General features: G+C 40.8%; 24 protein-coding genes and 1 pseudogene. 16 read left to right on the top strand and 9 right to left on the bottom strand.

Features of this window, described 5'->3' with window-relative positions:
* Genes L4C38_RS10145 through L4C38_RS10125 form a run of 5 tightly spaced genes read left to right on the top strand, consistent with a single transcriptional unit; the run spans nucleotide 1 to nucleotide 4,127 of the window.
* On the top strand, nucleotides 1-1,374 hold the full coding sequence (locus L4C38_RS10145) for a MotA/TolQ/ExbB proton channel family protein (protein WP_428797433.1): 1,374 nt from the start codon (nucleotides 1-3) through the stop codon (nucleotides 1,372-1,374).
* Nucleotides 1,374-1,937 carry a MotA/TolQ/ExbB proton channel family protein gene (locus L4C38_RS10140; RefSeq protein ID WP_428797432.1) on the top strand — a complete coding sequence of 188 codons (564 nt, stop codon included), beginning with the start codon at nucleotides 1,374-1,376 and terminating at the stop codon, nucleotides 1,935-1,937. Before L4C38_RS10145 ends, L4C38_RS10140 begins: the two co-directional genes overlap by 1 nt.
* Nucleotides 1,934-2,338 (top strand): ExbD/TolR family protein, encoded by a 405-nt coding sequence (locus tag L4C38_RS10135; RefSeq protein WP_428797431.1) that lies wholly within the window; start codon nucleotides 1,934-1,936, stop codon nucleotides 2,336-2,338. The genes L4C38_RS10140 and L4C38_RS10135 overlap by 4 nt, the downstream gene beginning before the upstream one ends.
* Nucleotides 2,338-2,958 (top strand): energy transducer TonB, encoded by a 621-nt coding sequence (locus L4C38_RS10130; protein ID WP_428797430.1) that lies wholly within the window; start codon nucleotides 2,338-2,340, stop codon nucleotides 2,956-2,958. Before L4C38_RS10135 ends, L4C38_RS10130 begins: the two co-directional genes overlap by 1 nt.
* Nucleotides 2,955-4,127 carry a hypothetical protein gene (locus L4C38_RS10125; protein WP_428797429.1) on the top strand — a complete coding sequence of 391 codons (1,173 nt, stop codon included), beginning with the start codon at nucleotides 2,955-2,957 and terminating at the stop codon, nucleotides 4,125-4,127. The genes L4C38_RS10130 and L4C38_RS10125 overlap by 4 nt, the downstream gene beginning before the upstream one ends.
* Before the next feature lie 85 nt (nucleotides 4,128-4,212).
* On the opposite strand, the gene L4C38_RS10120 is transcribed toward L4C38_RS10125, so the two are convergent.
* The 4 genes from L4C38_RS10120 to L4C38_RS10105 form a co-directional block, all read right to left on the bottom strand.
* Nucleotides 4,213-5,091 carry an amino acid ABC transporter permease gene (locus L4C38_RS10120; protein ID WP_428797539.1) on the bottom strand — a complete coding sequence of 293 codons (879 nt, stop codon included), beginning with the start codon at nucleotides 5,089-5,091 and terminating at the stop codon, nucleotides 4,213-4,215.
* A gap of 79 nt (nucleotides 5,092-5,170) precedes the next feature.
* Nucleotides 5,171-5,989 carry a transporter substrate-binding domain-containing protein gene (locus L4C38_RS10115; RefSeq protein WP_428797428.1) on the bottom strand — a complete coding sequence of 273 codons (819 nt, stop codon included), beginning with the start codon at nucleotides 5,987-5,989 and terminating at the stop codon, nucleotides 5,171-5,173.
* 9 nt (nucleotides 5,990-5,998) lie between these two features.
* The gene (locus tag L4C38_RS10110) at nucleotides 5,999-6,796 is read right to left on the bottom strand and encodes an amino acid ABC transporter permease (protein ID WP_428797427.1); all 798 of its coding nucleotides are present in this window, start codon (nucleotides 6,794-6,796) and stop codon (nucleotides 5,999-6,001) included.
* Nucleotides 6,796-7,530, bottom strand: coding sequence for an amino acid ABC transporter ATP-binding protein (locus tag L4C38_RS10105; RefSeq protein WP_428797426.1), 735 nt, complete (start codon nucleotides 7,528-7,530; stop codon nucleotides 6,796-6,798). Before L4C38_RS10105 ends, L4C38_RS10110 begins: the two co-directional genes overlap by 1 nt.
* Nucleotides 7,531-7,865: 335 nt before the next feature.
* On the opposite strand from L4C38_RS10105, the gene L4C38_RS10100 reads away from it, so the two are divergent.
* Nucleotides 7,866-8,519: a DUF2726 domain-containing protein gene (locus tag L4C38_RS10100; protein ID WP_428797425.1), complete on the top strand. Its 654-nt coding sequence runs from the start codon at nucleotides 7,866-7,868 to the stop codon at nucleotides 8,517-8,519.
* 6 nt (nucleotides 8,520-8,525) lie between these two features.
* Here L4C38_RS10100 and L4C38_RS10095 read toward each other — a convergent pair whose 3' ends face one another.
* From L4C38_RS10095 to L4C38_RS10085, 3 genes are all read right to left on the bottom strand, one after another.
* Nucleotides 8,526-9,557, bottom strand: a complete 1,032-nt coding sequence (locus L4C38_RS10095) for a GGDEF domain-containing protein (protein ID WP_428797424.1) — start codon at nucleotides 9,555-9,557, stop codon at nucleotides 8,526-8,528.
* Nucleotides 9,558-9,819: 262 nt separating this feature from the next.
* The gene (locus L4C38_RS10090) at nucleotides 9,820-11,133 is read right to left on the bottom strand and encodes a flippase (protein WP_428797423.1); all 1,314 of its coding nucleotides are present in this window, start codon (nucleotides 11,131-11,133) and stop codon (nucleotides 9,820-9,822) included.
* 284 nt (nucleotides 11,134-11,417) lie between these two features.
* Nucleotides 11,418-13,904 carry a bifunctional diguanylate cyclase/phosphodiesterase gene (locus tag L4C38_RS10085; protein WP_428797422.1) on the bottom strand — a complete coding sequence of 829 codons (2,487 nt, stop codon included), beginning with the start codon at nucleotides 13,902-13,904 and terminating at the stop codon, nucleotides 11,418-11,420.
* A 365-nt stretch (nucleotides 13,905-14,269) separates the two neighbouring features.
* Between L4C38_RS10085 and L4C38_RS10080 the strand changes: the two genes are divergently transcribed.
* From L4C38_RS10080 to L4C38_RS10070, 3 genes are all read left to right on the top strand, one after another.
* The gene (locus L4C38_RS10080; protein WP_428797538.1) at nucleotides 14,270-15,172 is read left to right on the top strand and encodes an ROK family protein; all 903 of its coding nucleotides are present in this window, start codon (nucleotides 14,270-14,272) and stop codon (nucleotides 15,170-15,172) included.
* A gap of 101 nt (nucleotides 15,173-15,273) precedes the next feature.
* On the top strand, nucleotides 15,274-16,125 hold the full coding sequence (locus tag L4C38_RS10075; protein ID WP_428797421.1) for a pirin family protein: 852 nt from the start codon (nucleotides 15,274-15,276) through the stop codon (nucleotides 16,123-16,125).
* A gap of 68 nt (nucleotides 16,126-16,193) precedes the next feature.
* A complete protein-coding gene (locus L4C38_RS10070; protein WP_428797420.1) occupies nucleotides 16,194-16,739 on the top strand; it encodes a GNAT family N-acetyltransferase in 546 nt (181 codons plus the stop codon).
* A 36-nt stretch (nucleotides 16,740-16,775) separates the two neighbouring features.
* Here the strand turns inward: L4C38_RS10070 and L4C38_RS10065 are convergent.
* Nucleotides 16,776-17,148 (bottom strand): annotated as a pseudogene (locus tag L4C38_RS10065) (IS110 family transposase); the annotation flags it as partial.
* Nucleotides 17,149-17,282: 134 nt separating this feature from the next.
* Here L4C38_RS10065 and L4C38_RS10060 point away from each other — a divergent pair.
* Entirely contained in the window at nucleotides 17,283-17,735 is a 453-nt protein-coding gene (locus L4C38_RS10060; protein WP_428797419.1) for a GNAT family N-acetyltransferase, read from the top strand.
* 136 nt (nucleotides 17,736-17,871) lie between these two features.
* On the top strand, nucleotides 17,872-18,621 hold the full coding sequence (locus L4C38_RS10055) for an alpha/beta hydrolase (RefSeq protein WP_428797418.1): 750 nt from the start codon (nucleotides 17,872-17,874) through the stop codon (nucleotides 18,619-18,621).
* Between the two features lie 78 nt (nucleotides 18,622-18,699).
* On the opposite strand, the gene L4C38_RS10050 is transcribed toward L4C38_RS10055, so the two are convergent.
* The gene (locus L4C38_RS10050) at nucleotides 18,700-19,224 is read right to left on the bottom strand and encodes a CPBP family intramembrane glutamic endopeptidase (protein ID WP_428797417.1); all 525 of its coding nucleotides are present in this window, start codon (nucleotides 19,222-19,224) and stop codon (nucleotides 18,700-18,702) included.
* 388 nt (nucleotides 19,225-19,612) lie between these two features.
* Between L4C38_RS10050 and L4C38_RS10045 the strand changes: the two genes are divergently transcribed.
* The 5 genes from L4C38_RS10045 (at nucleotide 19,613) to L4C38_RS10025 (ending at nucleotide 23,200) form a co-directional block, all read left to right on the top strand.
* On the top strand, nucleotides 19,613-19,768 hold the full coding sequence (locus tag L4C38_RS10045; RefSeq protein WP_428797416.1) for a hypothetical protein: 156 nt from the start codon (nucleotides 19,613-19,615) through the stop codon (nucleotides 19,766-19,768).
* Nucleotides 19,769-20,079: 311 nt separating this feature from the next.
* Nucleotides 20,080-21,315, top strand: coding sequence for an MFS transporter (locus L4C38_RS10040; RefSeq protein ID WP_428797415.1), 1,236 nt, complete (start codon nucleotides 20,080-20,082; stop codon nucleotides 21,313-21,315).
* A gap of 87 nt (nucleotides 21,316-21,402) precedes the next feature.
* Nucleotides 21,403-21,804, top strand: a complete 402-nt coding sequence (locus tag L4C38_RS10035) for a nuclear transport factor 2 family protein (RefSeq protein WP_428797414.1) — start codon at nucleotides 21,403-21,405, stop codon at nucleotides 21,802-21,804.
* 54 nt (nucleotides 21,805-21,858) lie between these two features.
* Nucleotides 21,859-22,236, top strand: a complete 378-nt coding sequence (locus L4C38_RS10030) for a nuclear transport factor 2 family protein (RefSeq protein ID WP_428797413.1) — start codon at nucleotides 21,859-21,861, stop codon at nucleotides 22,234-22,236.
* A 145-nt stretch (nucleotides 22,237-22,381) separates the two neighbouring features.
* A complete protein-coding gene (locus L4C38_RS10025) occupies nucleotides 22,382-23,200 on the top strand; it encodes an alpha/beta fold hydrolase (RefSeq protein ID WP_428797412.1) in 819 nt (272 codons plus the stop codon).
* Nucleotides 23,201-23,410: the final 210 nt, after the last annotated feature.

Raw genomic sequence — 23,410 nt, 5'->3', positions numbered from 1 at the left:
ATGAAGCTTAAATTAATCGCATCTATTCTTGTTGTTAGTTCATTTTCTCTATCTTGTTTTGCCGCTACTGATTTTGTTGGTAAAGCGAAGCAAGAGAACCAGCAGCAAACAAAACACAACCAACTACGTGAGTCTGGATTTAAGGCGACAGAAAAAGAGTTTAACGTATTAAAGGCACAGTTGATCGCACAGCGTAATAAGCTGCAAGCTGATAATGACAAATTAGCTGCCACGTTTAGCCAAAATGAAGACACTTTAGCTCGCCTTGAAGAACAACTACGTTTAGAAACGGGCAGTCTAGGTGAAGTGTTTGGTGTTGTGCGTCAAAATGCCAAAGAGCTACAAAACGAATTACAATATTCGGTTACTGGCGCTGATGCACAATCATATAATTCTGAAATTAAACAGATCATCGCGGCAACGACATTACCTTCAATGCCTCAACTGACGGCTTTGTGGAAGGCGATGGATCAACAGATCCTCGCAAGCAGTAAAATAGCGCAAACCACGGTGAAATTTATCGATGGTGAAGGGAAGAAAGGTCAAGTGGATGCGCTTCGCCTTGGGTCAATTGGGCTTGTTGGCGAGCAAGGTTATCTCGCATGGGATGGTGTTCGTCAAGAAGCGACTGCTTATGTAAAGCAACCTGAGAATACACCGACGCTTATGTCACTTTCAGCTTTGGGTCAGGGTGAATCGAGCAACATCATTGTTGACCCGTCTCGTGGCGTCATGCTTGAACAACTCGCGCATACTCCGAGTTTAATGGATCGTCTGCAAGCTGGCGGTGTGGTAGGCAAAATCATCCTTGGTCTACTTGCCATAGGTGGTGTGATTGCTTTGGTTCAGGGGTTGAACCTTGCTTTAGCTCGTCAAAAAATTAAAGCGCAGCTGAAAAAACCAACCGAGCCGGGGAACAACCCATTAGGGCGTATTCTTGCAGTTTACAGCAAAGAACAAACTCGCAGCGTTGAAGCATTAGAACTGCGCTTACTTGAAGCGGTTGTTGATGAGCAAGTCAGCTTAGAGCGTGGCTTATCAATGCTGAAATTACTCGCCGCTCTAGCGCCAATGCTTGGCTTACTTGGCACTGTGACTGGGATGATCGAAACATTCCAAGTAATCACTCAGTTTGGTAATGGTGACCCGAAAGTGATGGCTGGTGGTATTTCAATGGCGCTCGTAACGACGGTTCTCGGTTTAGTTTCAGCGATGCCCTTGCTTCTGGCTCACAACATATTAAGTTCTCAAGCGGAAAATATTCGCAATATTCTTGAAAAACAAGGTATCGGTTTGGTTGCTGAGCAAGCAGAAAAAGCAAGCTTAGTTCAACACAAACATACCGAGCCAAAAGCTGTAGGGAATGCTGCGTAATGTCTTCGCTGTTTTCTTTATCATGGTTGCCAGTTAGCCTTCAATCAAGTGATTGGTTGCTGTCATTGCAAAGCTTTATGGAGCAGGGCGGTCAGGTACTTTGGTGGTTGGGCGCAGTGGTTCTCGTCTGCTGGGTGTTGATTATTGAACGAGTTATATTCTTACTTGTTCAATATCCGAAGATGCGTGTTCAGTGGATTAGCCAGTGGCATGCGCGAAAGGAACAACACTCATGGTATGCCTTATCAATACGTGAGAGTTGGATTGCGCAAGCACACATAGCACTATATCAAAATCTCAATTTTATTAAGGTGTTAGTGGCGATTTGTCCAATGTTAGGCTTGCTTGGCACAGTAACAGGTATGATCTCGGTCTTCGATGTGATGGCTAATCAAGGTAGCAGTAATCCTAAATTGATGGCTTCTGGTATATCACTTGCGACATTGCCAACAATGGCGGGTATGGTTGCGGCATTGGCTGGCATGTTTGTTCACGCACGATTAGCGAAAGCATGCCAACTTCGAGAAATTAAATTAGAAAAATCTTTAAGGAGTCAGCGATGAGACTCGGTAGACGCCAACATAAACAAGAAGAGGCGCAGATCGACCTTACTTCGATGCTTGATATTGTATTTATCATGTTGATCTTCTTTATTGTAACCAGTTCATTTGTTCGCGAATCGGGTGTTGAGGTGAACCGTCCACAAGCTTCAAATGTGGTGAGCCAAAAAGATGCGGGCATATTTGTTGCGATTACATCCGCCAATGATATCTACATTGATAAACGAGTGATCGATGTAGAGCGAGTTCAAGCAACGTTAGAGCATTTGTTGCTGGATAAACCAGATGCATCACTCGTGATCCAAGCTGATGAACATGCATACAGTGGTACGGTTGTGAAAGTAATGGATGCAGCTAAAGGGGCGGGTGTTAAAAATATCGCCTTGGCAGCGGAGAAGATGTAGTGATGCGATTTTTACTCTCTTTGCCGATTGCAGGAGCGATAGCATTGGCATTGTTTAGCTTTATGGCATGGATGGTGGATGGTGGCCATCGCCGTGTAGTGGAATCAAGTGAAGCCGTTAGTTTTAATATGGTGATGATTGAGAATGAGCAAGAAGTGCAACGCAGACAGCGTGCAGTTCCTCAGCAGCCTAAACCGCCGGAAGTCCCTGAGCAGATGCCGCTATCTCAAGCAAAAGCTAAAGCTTCAAGTGTTTCACCGCTCTCAATGCAACCTACACTTGGTTTAGACACCGCAATAGATGGATTAGCGATCAATGCGCCCACATTTGGTGATTTTGGTGTTAATCAACAGGCAATGCCATTGTATCGCGTTGAACCGCGCTACCCTGCAAAAGCACTAAGGCGTGGAGCAGAAGGTTTTGTTGTACTGAGGTTTTCCATAGACCCAACAGGAAGACCGACAGACATCGAAGTGCTTGATGCAAATCCAAGGCGTATGTTTGAGAAAGAAGCAATACGAGCACTACGAAAATGGAAATATCAGCCCAAAGTGGAAGATGGTAATGCGCAGTCACAATTGGGGCAAACCGTTCGATTGGAGTTTAAGTTAGCAAAATGATGATTCGACTATTAGTGATTAGTTTAGTTAGCTTCTGCTCTGTATCTTCTATTGCTGCAGAGTTGAGCCAATACACTGCGATCCGAGTGCAGAAAGCCAATCAAATGGCGCAAGACGATCAGTTCAAACAGGCGATTACAGCATTAAATGCCATTGATACGTCAAGAGCATATGATAAAGCGTTTGTGGCGCGTATGTTGGGTGTATTCTACTGGCAAGACGGCAAAGCAAAACAAGCAATTAAACAGCTTAAAACTGCGGTTGAGTCAAAACAATTAGTTGATGAGCAAGCTTGGACAACCGAAAAAATGTTGGCTGATCTGCTGCTAAGTGACCAGCAGTATTCTAAATCACTACCGCATTACTATCAATTAACCAAGCAAGTACCTAAAACTCAGAAAGAAGATGAAATTTGGTTGCGCATAGCGCAAGCACATTATCAAATTAGTCAATGGAAACAGGTGGTTTCGGCGATCGATAAGTACCGCCGTTTTCAACGCCAAGACGAGCTGCAACCATTATCTTTAAAGTTAGGCGCGCAATTGCAATTAAAACGTTGGAAAAGCGCGATACCAACATTAGAAAAGCTGATTGTATTACAGCCTAAAAAGGTTAATTGGTGGCGACAATTGGTTAGCTTGCAAATTCAAGTCGGAAACAACCGAGGTGCATTGAATGCGCTTGCGTTGGCAAAGCAACAACGCATAGAGTTGTCTCAGCAAGATAGAAAGTTATTAGCTCAACTTTACGCGCAAAGTGGTATACCAGAACGTGCAGCAATCGAAGTTCGCGAATTAGACAACGCGAATACAGATATCGATCTAATTGTTGCTCAGGCGAGTTATTGGCAACATGCAAGAGAATGGAATGAAGCGCTCAATCAGTGGCAACTTGCCGCTAGATATGAGGCTAAATATCATTGGAATGTAGCCCAAATAATGGTCCAAGAAGGTCAATATAAAAGCGCGATTGCAACCTTGAACAAAGTGAAAGGACGCAAAGAGCAAGTGGCACTGGCGAAAACACGTGCGTATTACAAGCTAAATAATCTGGAACAAGCGTTGGCTCAAGCGAAGAAAGCCAACAACATTACATCCAGCAAGCAAGCGAGAGGGTGGATAAAGTACCTGACGCAATTACGTAAAGTCAGCCAAGAACAGGCAAGTTAAATTCGCTAGAGTTAGCAATACCAAAGAGAAGGGGAGCATTAAGCTCCCCTTCTCTTTGGTTAAAAATGATGTTGCCAATTTGAACCTACAAGTGTCGGTTTTCTAAATATCGGAAAAAAGTGGATAGCCCAAAGCAGATCAAGAAATAAACCAAGCCAACCAAAAGCCATATTTCAAAGATATATCCCGAAGAGTTAGCGATTTCAGTGCCAACAAAGGTCATTTCTTGGATGGATATCAGCGATACGATAGAGGTGTCTTTTACGAGTGAAATCGTTTGACCAGCAAGAGCGGGCGTTATAGAACGAAGTACTTGTGGGGCGATGACATATCGATACTTCACCCAAGTAGACATACCTAATGAATCCGCCGCTTCCCATTGTCCTTTATCTATACCCTGCAATCCCGCACGTACAATCTCTGCGACATAAGCTGAAGAGAGTAGTCCAACACACAAAACACCGGAAAGCAGGTTTTCCCATAAGTTAGCCGGGCCAAAAAGGACTTCTTGGAACAAGCTTATTTCACTTGAGTATTGACGTAAAATCGTTTCTAAACCAAGCAACGGGATCAATTGGTTAGAAATGAAGAAGTAGAAAATAAACACAAAAACCAGAGGGGGAATGTTTCTTACCAATTGGATGAAGACATTCGCAGGCTTGTTGAACCAAGACGATGAAGAAAACTTTGTTAAACCAAGCAATGTCCCTAGGACCAATGCTAAGCTAATCCCCCAAAGACTTAGCCTTAGTGTAGAAAGCAAGCCTTGAAAAAAATAGGGTAAGCTCCCATCCGCTCTAGGTGTAAATAGTAGTGATAAAGCATCGCGCCAATGCCATGTGTAATTTACCCCCGCAGATGAGCGGGAGTAAAGCCACAGTGCAAACAGCGAGCAGAGTACCAATAGTAGAGCATCTAATTTGTTAAAACGTTTAATCGTTTCAATCAAAGTGGTGTGTTTAATTACACGCTGCGTAGAGGAAGACTCAGCCACTATTCAATCCTAAATTTATGTCATAAGGTACGCGATTTTTAAGCCGAGGCTACTGACCTTGAGCAATTTGACTTTGCCAATCCAAGGTAGCGAACCAGTACTCGTAGCGCTCTTGTAACCAACCATCTTTAGTTCGTTGCTCAATCCATTGGTTAAAAAAGGCTTTTTTGTCTTGCTCATTGAGCCGAACAGCAAACGCTTCGTTACCTTGAGACAGGCGTTGATCAAACGGTAAAAACAGCTTGTCTGAGTGTTTGATTGCCTCATGTTCCGGTTTTGGGCTTGAAGCGATTACTGCATGCGCATTGCCATTGAGTACTTCTTGGAATGCTTGTGATTCATCATCAAACTGAAGAATTTTTGCTTTAGGGAAAGTTTCACGCGCAATTTGTACTGTATATGCACCACGACGTGCAGCAATTTTTATACGACGAGAGTCAAAATCAGAAAATTCTGAGAAGCCTTTTGCTAGCTCTTTACTTGCCGCTACTTGGACTCCAGAATGTGAGTAGGGTGAAGAAAATAGCACGCTTTTTGAACGTTCAGGTGTGATGGACATACCACCGATAATGACGTCGAATTTTTTAGCGAGCAATGCGGGAATAATGCCGTCCCACGCTGTCGGGACAAATTCGACTTTCCAACCAGAATCAGCGGCTAAACGCTTGGCGACATCAATTTCAAAACCAATCAATTCGCCTTGTTTATTGCGCATTGCCCACGGAACAAAGGTCGACATACCAACGCGTAATGTACCGCGCTTATTTATTGTGTCTAAACTTGATGTGGTTGTTTCCGTATTGGCTACGGACGGTAAAGCAAGCATAAGTCCTAATGCAGCAGCGATGGTCGCTTTGAATAACTTCATGTTATCTCCTTATAATTTGCGCCAACTGGCACCGAGTCTATATTCTAGCCATGCTGATAGACCAGAGAGTGATAAGGTTAGTGCTAGATAAATTGCCGCAACTGAAAACCAGATCTCAAATGGCATTGCGGTTTCAGATACGATGTTACGTGCTTCAGTGGTTAAATCAAATATGGCCATCACACTAACAATAGATGAGTTCTTCACCAGTGAAACCACCTCATTGGTTAGTGGAGGTACGGTGCGCTGTAGTACTTGCGGTAAGATGACATCTTTGTAGCTATACCAAGGTGATAATCCTAATGTTTTGGCAGCTTCAAATTGGCCTGTTGCGATGCTTTGCAGACCTCCGCGCAGTATTTCAGCCGTGTAAGCTCCTTGAAACAATGCAAGAGCTAGTACTGCCGTGCTGAATCTATCCAGCCCAATGACGGGACCAAAGACAAAGTAGAGCAAGTAAATTTGCACCAGCAAAGGCGTGTTGCGGATAATTTCAACATAGCTTGTGGCTAAAAACCGCCCAACAGAAGAGTGACTCATTCTTAGTAGTGCAGTTGTTAACCCCAGCATGAGCGTTAGTATTAGGCTCAATGCTGAAATTTTAATGGTAACCCAAAGTCCTTCAAGCAGTTCAGCCGACCACCATTCGCCGTCTTCGTAAAATAATATATAGTCAGCTACGCGATGCCACTGCCATTGATAGTCCATTGCCTTGGCGCCAGAATCAAGTATCCATATTATCGCTATCAGCGTGATGGTGATTTGCAGTGCCGCCTGAATAACAGGCTTAATGATTCGATAAATCATTAATAACTCAATATCTGGTTTAAAAACGCTTGTGTACGTTGGTGTTTTGGCGATTCAAACAAAGCAGCAGGGCTTCCAATTTCAACTATTTTACCTTCATCCATAAACACCACACGATCAGCAACCTTTTTAGCAAAGCCCATTTCATGAGTAACACACACCATAGTCATACCTGATGTCGCCAGTTCAACCATCACATCCAACACTTCATTAATCATCTCGGGATCAAGTGCAGAAGTAGGTTCATCAAACAATAGAATATCGGGTTCCATGCACAGTGAACGAGCAATGGCTACGCGCTGTTGCTGACCACCAGAAAGTTGAACTGGGTATTTGTTAGCTTGTTCTGCAATATTGACGCGTTCGAGGTATTTTATTGCTCGCTGCTGGGCTGCTGATTTGGATAATTTTAATGTCCTAATCGGAGAAAGGGTCAAATTGTCTATCACAGTGAGGTGCGGAAAGAGGTGGAAGTGTTGGAACACCATGCCGACTTTGCCAGGAAGAATGATTTTGCTTCCAACCGAATGGTCAAACACCTTTAACGTGCCTTGCTGAAAGTTCTCTAAATGGTTTATGCACCGAATTAAAGTTGATTTACCGGAGCCAGATGGTCCACATATGACAACAATCTCACCAGTTTTGACCGATAGATTAATGTTTTTCAGTGCGTGGAACTCACCATACCATTTGTTGAGTTCACTAAATTCAATGATGGTTTTTTCTTCTTTCAAGGCAGCAAAATATTGTTATTGTTTTAAATACAATAACAATTAATTTCAATCATTGCACATGATTAGCCATATGTGATTAAACAAGTGAGGGGGTTGTAATATCTTTGCTTATTTTATCCACAGTATCTGAGGCATAGCACCAATATTAGTGGTGACTGAGCTATTTACTGGTGTTGTTCCATGGTGAACAACTAGTGTGGTTCCCGTTGTTCTTTGAAGTGATTTTCATTGTGTTACGACTCGATGGTGGCTGGTTGAATATTTTGACTTTGTTGCTTATACGATTAAGGGTAAGATTACTAGTAACTCATTAAACTTAAGGTGTTTTGTTCGCAATGGAATACGTTGCTATTTTAGTTGTCCTCTTTATTTCATTTTACCTTTTCGTTCATCAGCGCTACCTCAAGCAAGATGAGCTAAGAGAAAGTGATTACAAAAAGAAAGGTCCTTTGCTTAATAGCAAAGAGTCGGCATTTTACAATGCACTTAATAGCGCGGTAGGGCAGCAAGCGGTTGTTATGTCAAAGGTAACCATGACCAATGTATTGACGCCAAAAGCAACCGATAAAAAACGTTGGTTTATGGCTAATAATCGAATTGCGAAAAGCTATTTTGACTTTGTCGTTTGTGATCCTCGCAGTTTGGAAGTGAGAGTGATCATAGAGTTAGATGATGGCTCGCCATTAACCAAAGGTAAAGTCGAACGGCAGAAACTTCTAATGCATACTTGTAAGTCATCAGGCATCCCGTTAATTGGTGCAACCGTTAAACACAGTTATCAAGTGGGTAAGTTACGCCGATTGTTAGCTGCTCACATTGACCTTATCGAAGCTGAAAAAGATGTGCGCTTTTGTAAGCGTTGCGGTAGCCCGATGACTATCAAAACGGCAGCTCATGGGGATCACAAAGGGCGACGTTTTTTCACCTGCAGCCGACAGCCACATTGCACCTATACTGAAAACTATAATGTGGTTTTTGAAGACGAATAAAGGAGTTTAAATGGTGTCAATGATACCTTCATCATAATTTGACACCATTACTTGATTGCGACCGCTTTTCTTCGCTCGGTATAATTCAATATCTGCTTTACCAAGCACACTTTCTAGAGTGTTGAAGTGATGGCATTGGTATACCCCAATACTCGCCGTTAGGGTGATGATTTTGTCATTGGCTTGGAATTCATGGAGCTCTATAGCAAGCCTAATTCGTTCAGCCTTTAACATCGCTTGCTCTATGGGCGTGTTATGGAAAGCGATACAAAACTCCTCACCACCGATTCGATAGACTAAGTGCTCTTCACTTAATGCGTCTAACAAAGCCGCCGTTTGAGCGAGTACCTGATCGCCGACATCATGCCCATGAGCATCGTTTATTCTTTTGAAATAATCGAGATCCAAGATCAAGAGTGAGAGGGGTAATTTCTCACTCTCTTGCCGGTAACGCTCAAAGTTGTGAATTAACGCATGGCGATTATACACTCCTGTAAGCGCATCTCTTGATGCAAGTTTGCCTAATGAAGCTTCAGAACTTGTGCGCTTAATTTCTAAGATGTGTGCAGCAGCCCAGATCCCTAAATAACTTAAAACGAAATTCACCAACAAAGGAATCGGAAGGTCTATTTGGTGTTGTTTAACGATCAGTGCGACGATACAGGTTAAGGCGAATGGGGTGACTGCTTGGGCTAATTTCTTACCCAATATCAAATAGCACATAACAGGGAATAGATTTGCCCATACATGTACGCCATGGTGGATTGGGCTGTGAATAACGCCCCAACTAACTGTGATTATAAATGACCAGACGTAACTTTTACGTAGAAAGCTCGAACCCACATCTCGATATGTTTGTACGCACACGTAGGCAGAAAAAATGCTGAACAACAATTCTATAACTGGAAAATCAGGAGACTGACTTTCTCTTATAATGAGATAAGTGAAAATCAAAGCAGCCGCAGAGAGGAACATACTTAGCCAGATCAGAACGGATCGTCTCAAATGATGGGAAGGATTAAATATGTCGAAATCCATAAACAATGCCCTTAGGTGCCATCAGTGAGTTAAAGAAGAAGTTATCCATAGTATGCTTTTATGAAATAGCGTCAATAGCAACTGTTAACATACTTCACAAATTTGTTAATGAAATGAAGGGTGAGAGAGGTGGGTTATAAGCTTGATGTTAATTTTGGCTCTCTCTCAATAGTGATTGCTCCAGATTACTCGCAAAACCATGAAATTTTTGTAGTAGTGTATTTCGTCGGCAAACCCAGTATGAAGCATTATGTGAGTTAATTTAAGTTGCGGAGCTCCGCATCGTTTTAGATGTTTTGGCAAGCCATAAGCAAGTATGCAAGCCTGTGATCTTGAATACTTCGCGACTCATTAGCACATTGCTTAGAACCAGTGAGACTGATACAGCAATTGCAGCTCCAATTTGTTGATACAACGGCACTAAGAACAACATAAGACCAATATTTATTATTAGTGACAAAAAGAGTGTTCTCATTGTCTTTTGTTCATTGTTAGTCATGTTAAGAACTGGTGCTGCTGAGCCCAGTTGGAGGCTAACGAAGTGACCGATGCAAAGAATGACTAAAGGAATATATGCATGACTGTATTCATTACCAAATAGTAGGTGAATAAGGGACTCTCCACCGAAAACGAGAACAACAAAAATGGCTGACGAAGCCAATACTGTCAACCTTACCGAACGTGTAAGCAAAGCTTGGATACTATCCAAATCATCATTGCGATAGAAACGGGCAATTTTTGGCATGATCACCGCATCAATCGAAGTACGCATAATGGTAATGAGCATCACTGCTTGAGTGGCAACGCGAAAGTAAGCGACCGACTCTAGATCGGTAAACCACCCTAGTAATACAATTGCCAATTCTGCGTTCAAGGTGAATACGAAAGAGATCATCGCAAAGGGGAGTAACGATTTAATCCATGGTTTATTTGAGTAAGTTGGCTTAGCTGGCTGGGAGTTCTTGGAGACGACATATCGAACTAACAAGAAACTCAGTAAACAGGTGAAGATTAACGCAAGCACTGAAATAGACACTAAGGTCATTGACGTTAGCTGCGTATCTGTTGCCACAAAATACAATAGTAGCGACAGAGTTATAATGGGCGCCAATAGCTTTGATGGTAACTGCGCTAGGATCGGTTTGCCAAATCCATTTAATGCAGCATCTTGCTGGGTTGCAACTCCCCGCAGAGGAATGACCCACATGGCTACAAGAATGAGTGACGCGATATGAGGTTTAAAGTACTCTAAATTTACCAAAACCATCATAATGGCTAATATGATCAACGAAAGACCTAGTACGTAAAAGCGAGACCACAAAAGTATCCCTCTTAAATCTGTCCACTTTTTTTCCAAATGGAAGCTAGCTATCTCTCGGACCATTAGATGCGGTAGCCCTGCTAGAACGGGTAACCCGGCAATAGTAACAATGGAAAAAACGTAAGTGTATAGACCGTATTGTTCGGCGCCGAGAAAACGAGCAAATATCACACCGGCGATAACGGAAATACCTTTACTTAAAAGTTGTATTCCAGCCGTGCCAAAGAAGAGCCTAGCAAATGCGTTGGTACTCAAGACTTAACATCCTTGTTTAAAGGCCAAAACGTTCGCGCAATCGCGTAATGTATACTCAAGTGACTTCAAGATGCAGGATTCAGAGCCTTGTCACTGGTTCCAGTTCAAGGAAGACAACGACGTGTAATAGCCATCTATTTCCGAGTTGTTTGACGAAAAAATGTCTTGAGGTTACTTGGGTATATACTTGTCTGGCTTCAATTAATCGCGCAATAGTATATAGAAACAAGGTCTTAAATCTGAGAATATCAGTGAATCAAATTCGCGATATCTCTACTTTTGGGTTATTCGTCATACACCATGATATCGCAAAATTGCCCAATTTCTGTCAGCGGGACAGGTTTAGAATAAAAGTATCCTTGAATAGTGAAGCAACCTAATTGTTGCAGTAAAGCTTGCTGCTCCATCAGTTCTACGCCTTCTGCTACGATTTGTAGATCGTTAGAATGGGCGATCGCGATAATGGTTTTGACTATATTTAGATTTGACTGATTATTTAACATGTCTGTGATAAACGATCGATCAATTTTAATCTCGGTAATAGGCATCACGTTAAGGTAGCTAAGTGAAGAGAAGCCAGTACCAAAATCATCTAAAGAGAGCCCAAAACCGAGATTTCGCAACTTCTCTAAGGTAGGTTGTATCGCATGTAAATCTTCAATGAAAACGTTCTCAGTTAGTTCCAAAGTAATGAGATCATTCGATACGCCATGTTTGGCTGTACTTTGCTCGACCATATCAACAAAATGAGGATGAAGTAGCTGTTTCGGTGAGATGTTTATAGAGACCGAAATGGGGTGGTTAAGTGTCTTGTTCAAGGCTCTAGTATCTTTGCACGCTCGATCAAAAACAAATTGACCCAATTCTAAAATTGAATTGTTTTTTTCAGCGATATCGATGAATACGACCGGAGGTATAATACCTAACGTAGGGCTGTTCCAGCGGCATAACGCTTCAATTCCTCGGATTTTTCCAGTGACACAATCAATTTGAGGTTGATAATGAACATCAAGCTCACCGTCTTTTAACGCGAATTTAAATTCATCTTCAAGTAAGAACTTATGTGCTAGCTCATCACTGATTTTTCGGTCAAAAAAGGTAAATTTCCCCTTACCTTGTTTTTTTGAACGTGACAAAACAATATCAGCCTTTTGCATCAACTCTCGCGGGCTCTTACCATCATTTGGGTATAAAGAAACGCCAATTGAAGAACTTAACTCAATGTTATTGCCGCGCACTTGGAAAGGGCGTAATAAGCAGGATTGAATTTTTGTGACGATTTTTTTTGCTTCGGCTTGGTCATCCAGTTTAGGTAAACAAAACACAAACTCATCACCTCCAAACCGAGCAACAGTCCCTTTGCTGGCGACCAATCGAGAAAAGCGTTTAGATATTTGAATAAGGAGGTCATCACCAATTTCGTGCCCGTATTGATCATTAATTCGCTTAAACTTATCCAAATCGACGAATAGTATCGCAAGTAACGTTTGGTTTTGGCTACTTTCTGAGATGCCTTTGGTTATTCTTTCTTCAAGTAACAGTCGATTAGGTAACTGGGTGAGGGGATCATGTTGCGCCAAATAGCGTAATTGTTCTTTACGTTTTTCTAGCTTAGAAAAATCAGCTTTAATACGTTGTTGAAACCTATTAAATCGGCGACCAAGATAGTTGCTTAACAATATTGATAGAAAAGCGAGAATCAGGGCAAGGGAAATGCATATGATAAGCACCTTAAGTAACTCTTCTTTATGTTGTGCTCGAATTTGTGATATTTGAGGAGCAATACTGTGCTGGATTTCTTCGGGGTATACGCCTGATCCAATTAGCCAACGCCATTCGTGATCGAATTTGATGTAGCTGATTTTTTCCAAGTTACGCAGTCCATCAGGATGATAAGGCGATTGGTAGTTGATATAATCGGCATTGGTATTTTTTTGGTCGAAGGCTTTAGTTGCGCTAATTATTAGCTCTTTGAAATGAGTTCCAATGTATATAGGGTCTTTATGTGCGAGTACTTGACCTTGCTCATCTAAGACGAATAGATAGCCATTTTTGCCAAAATGATAGTTCGATATCCAACGCAATATGTTTTGTTGAATCTGATGTTCAACATTTTCAACGTACCCGCCAGATCCTATCATCCAATCAAAGGGTTCAAAATATCGACCATAGCCAATTTTCTCATGCTCATCGGCGCTTTTTGGCTTTGAGTACCACCAACGGTGATACGCGGCGCCATCTTCTGATTTTCTAAGTGTAACGATATATTCCTTGAGAAATGGAACACCTTTAGAGTCGGTCATCTCCAATACCATCGCACCTTCGTGCTCTGGTTGGGTGGCATGCATAACGTTTTGACCATCCATACTATAAATAAAGAAATAGCCTTGACCGTCGTTGTAACGGATATTCCTGATTGCATCAGCAATCATTCGTTTTACTTCGTGTTCAGGTTTTCCTAGGTTGGCGTTATAAATAGAGGATGCCACTTGATGAGCTATATCGACTTGATGCTTTACTTGAGATTTGAGTATGGAAACGGTTTGGCGCCTTTCATAGCGAATTTGGTTGTATGCACTCTTGACGCGCTGGGCAATTATTTCTTTTTGCTGCGCGAGACTATTTTCAATTAGATTTTTCTCCAATTGATTGGCACGCGTTTGATTGTCATTAACAACGACTACAAGTAGCAAGCTGATAAAAATAACAATTAGGACGAATGGTAGGGTCTTAATTATGTTTAGTAGCTTCCTATCCGTTAGCGCTTTCATACCAAATGTTCACTCCTTTTGAACAGCAAAAGTCTCAGAAATGCGACGGCAATTTATTTTGAGTCGCATAAATGATAAACAGCGCTATAAAATTCCATAATAAAACTACTCTTACTAGCCCTCACTGGTAATAACGTTACTCTTATCACGGGTATTATTGGATTGTTGCGACACTATACTAAATTTCAATACAAGCATACGGTTCCCCATTTATACTCAGTATGTTTACGTGTTGCGTCTTTTTGTGCGTTAGGATGATTGGTGCATAGGTGCTAATCGTATTTCTGTGTCGCATTCGTCATTACCGGACTTGAAACACATGCCAGCATATATCACAGTACAGATTCAATAAAGAGGGGATAGTGATGGCATATTTGGCGCTTGATTTTGGTGGAAGTGCAGTAAAAGGTGCGATAATGACAGCAGACGCGGCCATTATTGAAAAGTTCACTTTGCCGAGTCGGGTCGCCAGCTTAGATGCATGGTTTATGCTGGCAGATCCTGTATTTAACCGATATAAACAGCAATACCCGATAACTGGAATCGCGGTGAGTGTATGTGGAGCGGTTGATGTGGAAAAAGGACGAATCTATGGGCAGAGTTCACTTGCTTATCTTCACGGAGTCAATATTAAACACCTGTTGGAGCAGCGATACCAAGTCACAGTAGAGATTGAAAATGATGCCTGCTGCGCAGCATTAGCTGAAAGTTGGTTAGGCAGTCATTGTGAATCATCAAATATATGCTTAGTCGTCATCGGTTCGGGTATTGGTGGTGGGTTGATCGTTGATGGCAAATTATATAAAGGGCATCAATTGTACAGTGGTGAATTTGGTTGTGCCATCTTAGGGTTTGATAATGGTCAACCACGAGTAGCCTCTGAGCTGGCTTCTACTTGGGGCTTGGTCAAACAAGTGGCGTATGCTCTTAACATTCCTCGTCATAGTTTAAATGGAAAAAAAGTATTCGAGTTGTATAAAAATGGCGATCCTATCGTGATAGAAGCGGTCGAAGCATGGAGCGGCTATTTAGCAACATTGGTGTTTAACTTGCAGTACACCCTGGACCCAGAAGTTATCGTATTGGGTGGCGCTATCAGCCAACAGCCCTTACTTATTCCAATACTAAATAAAGTCTTTGAACGATACATGAAGGCGATGCCTTTTTGCCACATAATGCCAAATGTTGTGGCGTCTAGGTTCGGCAATGATGCTAACTTAGTTGGCGCGGTGGCGCACTTTATTGAGCGTCAACATGAGCACGCTTAAACTTGTTCGAAAACACTGAATGAGTAGATCAAATTTCGCTGAGTCTTTTTGGTTTTTTTACTCTTAAACTGTTCCTAGCGTAAACAATAGGAAGTGCACACATGAGTAAACTAAGAAAGATTCATAAAATCATTGACGCGACACCTACATCCGATGGCGATGGGGTAAAAATACGCCGAGTAGCGGGTTTCAACAATACTGCGTTTTCTCCATTTTTGATGGTTGATGAATTGAACTCGGATCAGCGAGCTGATTATGTTGGCGGTTTTCCTCCTCATCCACACAGAGGTATAGAAACCCTGACCTATATGATACAAGGGCATTTTCAACACGAAGACCATATGGGGAACGTTGGTCAATTACGTAGCGGTGGTGCGCAATGGATGGCTTCGGGCAGAGGGGTTATACATAGTGAAATGCCAATTATGCAAGATGGTGAATTACACGGTTTTCAAATCTGGATAAACCAACCAGCACGCGACAAAATGAAACCAGCGCAATATCATGATTTTCAGCCAGAAACAATTACGGAATTTAGCCAAGATAGTATGGGCTTAGTACGTGTACTTTCCGGGGAAATAATCGCAAACAACTCACCTCTACGTGGACCACTTTTAATCACCGGCGTACCACTCAGCGTAGTGGATTGGCGCTCAGAACAAGGTAGCAGCAGTACAAGACTACAGGTTCCTGAAACGTATAACGTAATGTTATACGTATATAAAGGCGAGGTGATAATTGGAGACCAAGTGGTAAGTCAAGGTCAAATGGCATTGTTAACAAATGGTGAATTGACAGAACTACACACCAAGCAGGAGAGTGGAGTATTGGTATTGAGTGGGCAACCGATAGAAGAGCCAGTGGTACACTACGGACCATTTGTAATGAATAGCTTACAAGAGATTGAACAAGCGATTAAAGACTACAATGAGGGTGTATTCGAGAGCTATTAGTTACTTCACTATTAACGTTAATGCCATGGTGGCGCTTTTTTGACCGTAATGCGAGGGTAGAAGAATTTATGAGAATAGTTGAAGCAAAGTGGTCAGATTTAGAATCTTTCTTCGAGTATATAGGGACGCAGCTTCTTGAAAATGCGGATGATGATTCTCCACTTTTTCAGCCAATACCTAAAGAAAACTGTCTAGTTTCAGAACAATTTAAGACCAAGTTTCGAGATGGTTTTGAGTGCAGTCCTGGTGAACATGATTGGAGAAAGCTCTGGGTAATCAAAGATTCTAATGAACGAGTGGTTGGTCATATTGACTTACGTCATTACAGTGAAGAGTATAAATTTCATCGCGTTCGTTTGGGCATGGGCGTTGATTCAAGTTTAAGAAAACAGGGTTTAGGTGCAAGACTGATTGAATGCGCAACTCAGTTTTGTACTGAAAGTTCAACTATCGATTGGTTAGATCTTAACGTTCTTTCCAATAATCTGCCTGCGAAAAATCTGTATTTGAAATGTGGTTTCGAAGCCGTTGGGGAAATAACAGATTGCTACCGTATAGAAGGAGAGGCCGTATCAGAAACTACGATGACACTATGTACGAGTAATTGCGCATAACAAACGACTATGGCGTCAATAGCTAATTTTTGGCGCTATTTGTTGACTGTGGTGCGGCATGATGAGGTCTGTCAGGTGTCGTAGATTCCTTTTTAGGCCAGTTATCATAGACGGTTGCTTGAATATTGTTGCGACGCAAGAGCCATTTGAGTTGCGACTTAGCATCTTTCAAGTCTTTCATTGCGTTTCTTTGGCTCGACATTAGTCACGAATGGCTTCAGCTTCAGGAACGTGGATAGGTGTGAATTTTTCAGTCTTAAACAACTAGGCGAGTTTCATCAGTGCGGATTTATTGGGTTTTATCCGACCGAGGTGCAAGGGTTGTGCACCGCGTAACTGTTGTAGAATTGCGAACTGAATAAGGGACTTACGCGTACTTAAGCCTAAATATTATGTTATCGTTATTCATGTTAGCCTCCAGTTTAGTCGTTTGAACACATTAATTTATGGCTATGGCTTTTAGTTAACCCACGATATTGCAGGCTGGCACCTCGTGGGAGTTATTTTGTCTAAATGATTTCCAATCAAAGTAGGTCTGCGGTAATGATAGAATTAAAGGAAATAGATCCTCAATTAGCACCGATGAGTTTGTTGCTCGAAGCGGATCCATCTGAGGAGTGTATTAATAATTATCTTCCAGGATCTTGGTGTTTTGCTGCATATAAGCAATCAAAAATTATTGCTGTATGTATTGTAAAGCAAACGGAGCCTGAAATAGCTGAGTTATTTAATATAGCGGTTGATTCTAGTATTCAAGCCAAAGGTACTGGCACAAAGTTACTAAAATTCACGCTTAGATTATTACAAGATAAGTCAATTAAATCAGTTAACTTGGGCACCGGTACATTTGGTCATCAGCTTGCATTCTATCAACGACAGGGTTTTCGGGTCGACTCTGTAATCAAGGATTTCTTCGTTGATAATTATGATGAGCCTATTGTAGAAAACGGTATTCAGCATAAAGATATGCTGCGGTTAGTATGTCATCTAAATTAACAACGCATTTAACAATGCGCTAAATTTGGTCACCAACAGGTGGCGTTTTTGCTTTGCAAAGTATATACCACGGTTTCCGGTAGTTTAACGCAGCGTTTTAGGTTTCTTCGCTGTATTATTTAATCTAGGAATTTATATGAAACATGTTTTTGGCATATTTCTTTCAATATTGCCTCTTATGATAAGCGCAAAAACTGTAGTGGTATCGGACTTAACGCGAGAGCGTTCTATTCCAATCGAAGTTAATCTATCCACAAGTATGAAGGCTTGTACTTCTGAAAAACGTTGTCATGTGGCTTTTATAAGCGCTGGTAATCGTGTCCCGTTTACAAAGTACAAGTTCATCACTGAAAGCTTAAACGACTTAGGTTATATGACGGTTGCAATAGATCATGAGCTTCCTAATGATCCTCCGCTTTCGAAAACGGGTGACTTATATCAGACGCGTATAGAAAATTGGGAGAGAGGGGCGAAGACTATAGATTTTCTTCAGCAAGAATTGGCTTTGCGTTTTCCTGCCTATGATTTTAGCAAGTTAACCTTGATTGGGCATTCTAACGGCGGTGATATTTCAACATGGTTAAGCAATGAAAATAAAAGTAATATTTATCAGTTGATTACGCTGGACCACAAGCGAGTAACGTTACCTAAAAATGACGAAATTAGGATTCTATCGCTAAGATCACCGGAATATCCAACGAAGTCAGGTGTGCTGCCGACAATTGAAGAGCAGAATACATATAGTAGCTGTATCGTTGAAATTTCAGCATCAAAACATATGGACTTTACCGATTATGGCGTTGCAGCGGTTCAACAAAAAACCATCGAAATCATGTCAGGTTTCGTTAATGGAAAAACGTGTTCTTTCTTGAGGTCAAAAACCTAGCACATATAAGCCTTCTGCCTGTCAAACAGTTATCTACTTCGCTTTGGAATTTTGGTCATGTTTCCTAGTGAGTTATTGTCAAATTAATAGATTGTGCAAAGAGTGAATAATGACTACAGTCCAAAGCGATTTCGATTTCTTAGCGAAGTAACCCATAGCTAATCCAAAGGAAAAGATGTAGAGAAAAAGAATTGTGGTGCCTTGGTTATTGAGAATCCAAATTGGAATGTGAATCAAGGTAAAAAGAATCGACTGTAATATATTTGAGCTCCAATAGTTTAGCTTTTCAGAAAGCTTCTTAAAAATAAACCCACGAAAAACTATTTCTTCGGTGATACCAGCTAGTAACACTGCATTTATTAAATGAGACGCATCAAGGTTAAAACTGATTGAACCTTTAAGTAAGCAATTACTGGATAAAATAACTAAAGAGGCAATGATAAATATCCAACCACTTCTATCTATTTTATTAGCTAAGTTTAAGTAAGCTATAGGTTCATTTTTGTCTATTAGTCTAATATATAAAAGAACTGGTAGAATCCAAATCGATATTTTATAAAATGGTCTAACGTGTTCTGAGTCAGGTATTATATATAGCTCCATAACACACCAAGAAAGAAACAGTAGTAGCGTGTAGATTAATAGGTATCTGTTAGAACGGATCCCGTTCATTTTGTCTGTTTGTCTTTTTGTGTTTACTACGGTTGAATTGTGTTTTTGTTTTTTGCGCATAAAATTTTGATAATTGATCGAATATAGATAATTCTGTCTATCAGAATGGTGTGGAGTCATCTACGGATAACTGATTGGATTGCTTGGAGTGCGATGAATATCACGCATGGATATAAATTAACAAAATTACATTTATTGCAGCATAAGAAGGTAATCAAAGTGATCCATTGCGCTTGTAGATTTTGGTGTGAAGTTCAGCGTACCGTGTTAGTTCAGTGCGTGGCACCTTATTGAAGACGTTAGTAGCAAGGAGGCAAATATGACAACAAAGCGCATGCCTTATTTTACGCTAATCCGAAGCCTTCTGTTTATAGTAAATTATGCGATCGTGTTCGGTGAGTGTTTCGGTAAGATCGTTCGCGACAGCCCACGCACGCCATTTCATGTATGTTACTACATTTATCGCTTAACCTAGCTGACTCTATTAACACAGAAGGTTAAACAGTCATTTTCCCGTTGTCTTCAGGCTCAGCCAAGGGATAAGCAACTTTGTTGTTCGTTTGTATGCCAGTCGATTCAGTTTTGCACTTTACTAATCGCGAGTAAGAGGCAAATTGTTAATCCGAGGATAAGTATTTAACAATTACTTCACTCTTTAGATGAGTCATGAATCGGAGTTTATAATGAAATAATTGTAACCGCCTCAGTTCATAGCCAAATTAGTTATTATTCATTTTCATAATTAACAATTGTATTGGTGTTAAAAATTGAAAACGAGGATGCTCAATGAAGTCGAATCTTCCTGGTAAATTAGAACTTCTATTGTTTCCAATTCTGTTGAATTCCTTAGGTTCCTTTTTTGTCAATTTTTTAATACCAATAGTAGCTCATCAGCAATTTTCAGCTAATGGTTGGCAGATGGGCATATTATTTTCATTACAAGCTGTTGGTACCGGGTGTAGCGCTTTATTATTTTCAAAAAAAGTAAATAAGTGGAGTAATAGAGCAAGTCTAATGCGCTTTGGCTCTATTGTTAAGATGTTTGCATACATACTTTTATATATAGCAATAATTATATCAAGTTATGAGATGATGGTTATTGCCACTTTTTGCTTAGGCTTAGGCTCTGGCTTATTTTGGTTGGTCTGGAATACTTGTTTTGCTCAATTAAGTGCATTTAATAATAGAGCCGAGGTCTTAGGTATAGCCTCTAAACAAGTTGGTATTGGTATAATGTGGGGTTCTTGTTTTGCCTTCTCACTGATATCAGTTGCCGATTATCTATCGTTACCTCCAATGATTACTTACATATCCCTTATTGTTTTTTCCATTGCGTCAGCAATTGCGGGTTCGAAAAGCTATAAAGCTTTATCTGTTATAGCAACTCAGGAAATGATGGTGAATGTTGATCGGGTTGATGTAATTAAATTCACAGTGATCACTGTTTTTCTATTTTCTATGATTTTTGTTGGACAACTATCAGGATCTTTAGTCGCGCCGTTTTTAGAAGTCTATTTGTTAGAACATTTGAAAGTAACCAATATTGTCGAGCTATCTATGGCTTATATACCAGGTGGTATTCTCTCGATGTTACTAGCTCCTAAGCTTGGGCATTATGCTGACAAAATTAATTCTGCTCTATATTTAGGAGCTGCTGGAATAACTGGAGCATTCACAACATGGCTTATGTTACAGTCAACATCTTTATGGCAAATCAGCCTACTATTTATCATAGACGCAAGCATAATTACCTCATCAGGGCTTGTTTTGGCAAAACTAATCAGTGAAGTTGCTGGAGAAAGTAAAGGAAGTGCTTTTGGGCTGCAAGGTTTTATAAGTAATTTGGGCGCCATTTCCGGCCCGTTGGTTGGCGGGCTGTTTTGGCAAATTCAAGGCAGTAAAGGACCATTCATGTTTTCTATTTCGACGGAAATAGTCTTAGCATTATGCTGCTTCACTATTTTATTGCCAGCCTTACGCAAAAGTAGCCAGTTCTCAAAAGTTGTGAAACCTAAAACATGACAGTCAATACAATGCTGTTTGTTAGGCGTATCTGTTGCAAGCGTTAGGTTTAATACCACAATTCATCAAAGACAAGGAATGTATCAAGTGATCACCAAGAACAGAGTCATCGAGATTTTCTCGTATTTGGAAACTGGTAAACCAGAACTTTTTTTTGCCAATGTTAGCGATGACGTTAAGTGGGAAGTGACCGGAAGTCATCCTCTTGCTGGCGTTTATTCGTCAAAACAATCGTTTATCGATGGTACGATCGCCAGATTAAACCAAGTCTTAGAATCAAAGTTAAAACTCAAAGTACTTCACTGTTTTACTGACGGTAATGAGGCAGCCGTTGAATTAGTTGCTGACTCATATACTAAAACTCAAGTTCACTTTAACAATCGCTATTGCTGGGTTTGCCAGTTTGAGAATGAGAAAATAGTTAACGTCAGAGCCTATCTAGATTCGGCGTTAGTATCTGCGGTGTTACCGCAAAACACAGAGAAGTAATTAAACTTAACAAATATAATGTTGCGGTGTTATACGAAAACTGGAGAGGTTAGAATGGAGTTCCAATTAGTACAGGAAGTTATCAATGCCGAACATCGATTAAAAGCTTCGATGGTTGCGTCTGATACTGTGGTATTAGACGAGCTGCTTGCCGATAGTTTGGTATTCATAAATCATTTTGGGCATAGGGTTTCGAAACAAGATGATATTGCGCTTCATCAATCAGGCTTGTTATCTATCGCATCAATTGAATTAAGTGATCTACAAGTCGAGCCTCATGGGAATTGTGTCTTGGTTTATGTGAATGCAGAAATTGCAGGGACATACGATGGTGCAGACGCTAATGGACGTTTTGTGTTTTCGAGAGTTTGGCTTAAAAAAGATGGCAAACTTCAAGTTGTGTCGGCTCATTCAACAAGCTGTTTAAGCTGACAGCTAATGCGTGGAATCTTTAGCTGCAAATGGTTGAGTTAATAACATACGTTGCTGAGCTTTCAAGTTTACGTTGGTCTGTAACTTAACAGGACGACATGGATTCCTCCGATCGTCAAACATTCGCTATATTCAAGGAGAATAAATGGAACTTTGGAGTTTACCGTGTACTTTTGAGTATGAAGGTAGGAAAGTGAAATATGGGATTGAAGGAAAAGGAGAACCTCTTGTTTTGGTTCATGGTACGCCTTGGTCATCATTCAATCTTAGACACTTGATTAAAGCGTTTTCGAGCCAGTATACGGTCTACTATTTTGATTTACTGGGTTATGGTGAATCAGATAAAAGTGATGCAGATGTGTCTTTAAAAGTACAAAATCAGTTATTAGACGCTTTGATAGATCATTGGCAGCTGAAATTACCTTTTATTGTGGGTCACGATTTTGGTGGCACAACAGTACTGAGGAATTACTTACTGAATCAACGAAAGTACAAAAAGATAGTAGTAATTGACCCTGTTGCGCTGTCCCCATGGGGCTCTCCATTTTTTAAACATATTGAAAAGAATGAAGCAGCTTTTGCCGGAGTACCTGATTATATCCATTCGGCAATTGTTGAAGCATATATAAGAACAGCGGCATATCAGCCATTAACTCAAGAAACAATTGATGGCATTCTTGCACCGTGGTCGGGAGAGCAGGGAAAGAAAGCATTTTACAGGCAAATAGCCCAAGCAGACTCAAAGTACACGGATGAATTTCAAGATAAATTTTCTGATTTTGATGTGCCAACATTAATTTTGTGGGGAGAAGAAGATCAATGGATTCCTGTTGAACAAGCTCACGTACTTCACAGTAAAATTAAAGGCTCTAAGTTGGTTACAGTTCCTGCATCTGGGCATTTAGTGATTGAAGAAAATCCAGACATATTGGTCAAAGAGATCCGCGCTTTCTTTGAAAATTAAATATAACACAGATGAGCCTTCCGCCTGTTAACAGGCGATAGCAGACAATTCCTTTTTAACAACAAAATTATCTATTTCGCTTTGTCATTTTGGTCATTGAGCATTGCATACGACAACATTGGTTTAGGTTGAAGGAGTCCTATAACCCGTTAGATATAGGAGGCTAGCACCTCATGGTTTCATTGTGTTTAGGCTTTGAGCGTAAAGAGT

The sequence above is a fragment of the Vibrio kasasachensis genome (genome assembly GCF_050337565.1).
Lineage (GTDB): Bacteria > Pseudomonadota > Gammaproteobacteria > Enterobacterales > Vibrionaceae > Vibrio > Vibrio kasasachensis.
This window is presented reverse-complemented; position numbering and strand designations above follow the sequence as displayed.

Excerpts from the sequence above, each read along its gene's own strand:
- L4C38_RS10145 (WP_428797433.1), top strand. The coding sequence starts at position 1 with ATGAAGCTTAAATTAATCGCATCTATTCTTGTTGTTAGTTCATTTTCT.
- L4C38_RS10140 (WP_428797432.1), top strand. The coding sequence starts at position 1,374 with ATGTCTTCGCTGTTTTCTTTATCATGGTTGCCAGTTAGCCTTCAATCA.
- L4C38_RS10135 (WP_428797431.1), top strand. The coding sequence starts at position 1,934 with ATGAGACTCGGTAGACGCCAACATAAACAAGAAGAGGCGCAGATCGAC.
- L4C38_RS10125 (WP_428797429.1), top strand. The coding sequence starts at position 2,955 with ATGATGATTCGACTATTAGTGATTAGTTTAGTTAGCTTCTGCTCTGTA.
- L4C38_RS10115 (WP_428797428.1), bottom strand. The coding sequence starts at position 5,989 with ATGAAGTTATTCAAAGCGACCATCGCTGCTGCATTAGGACTTATGCTT.
- L4C38_RS10110 (WP_428797427.1), bottom strand. The coding sequence starts at position 6,796 with ATGATTTATCGAATCATTAAGCCTGTTATTCAGGCGGCACTGCAAATC.
- L4C38_RS10100 (WP_428797425.1), top strand. The coding sequence starts at position 7,866 with ATGGAATACGTTGCTATTTTAGTTGTCCTCTTTATTTCATTTTACCTT.
- L4C38_RS10095 (WP_428797424.1), bottom strand. The coding sequence starts at position 9,557 with ATGGATTTCGACATATTTAATCCTTCCCATCATTTGAGACGATCCGTT.
- L4C38_RS10085 (WP_428797422.1), bottom strand. The coding sequence starts at position 13,904 with ATGAAAGCGCTAACGGATAGGAAGCTACTAAACATAATTAAGACCCTA.
- L4C38_RS10080 (WP_428797538.1), top strand. The coding sequence starts at position 14,270 with ATGGCATATTTGGCGCTTGATTTTGGTGGAAGTGCAGTAAAAGGTGCG.
- L4C38_RS10075 (WP_428797421.1), top strand. The coding sequence starts at position 15,274 with ATGAGTAAACTAAGAAAGATTCATAAAATCATTGACGCGACACCTACA.
- L4C38_RS10070 (WP_428797420.1), top strand. The coding sequence starts at position 16,194 with ATGAGAATAGTTGAAGCAAAGTGGTCAGATTTAGAATCTTTCTTCGAG.
- L4C38_RS10060 (WP_428797419.1), top strand. The coding sequence starts at position 17,283 with ATGATAGAATTAAAGGAAATAGATCCTCAATTAGCACCGATGAGTTTG.
- L4C38_RS10055 (WP_428797418.1), top strand. The coding sequence starts at position 17,872 with ATGAAACATGTTTTTGGCATATTTCTTTCAATATTGCCTCTTATGATA.
- L4C38_RS10050 (WP_428797417.1), bottom strand. The coding sequence starts at position 19,224 with ATGGAGCTATATATAATACCTGACTCAGAACACGTTAGACCATTTTAT.
- L4C38_RS10045 (WP_428797416.1), top strand. The coding sequence starts at position 19,613 with ATGACAACAAAGCGCATGCCTTATTTTACGCTAATCCGAAGCCTTCTG.
- L4C38_RS10040 (WP_428797415.1), top strand. The coding sequence starts at position 20,080 with ATGAAGTCGAATCTTCCTGGTAAATTAGAACTTCTATTGTTTCCAATT.
- L4C38_RS10030 (WP_428797413.1), top strand. The coding sequence starts at position 21,859 with ATGGAGTTCCAATTAGTACAGGAAGTTATCAATGCCGAACATCGATTA.
- L4C38_RS10025 (WP_428797412.1), top strand. The coding sequence starts at position 22,382 with ATGGAACTTTGGAGTTTACCGTGTACTTTTGAGTATGAAGGTAGGAAA.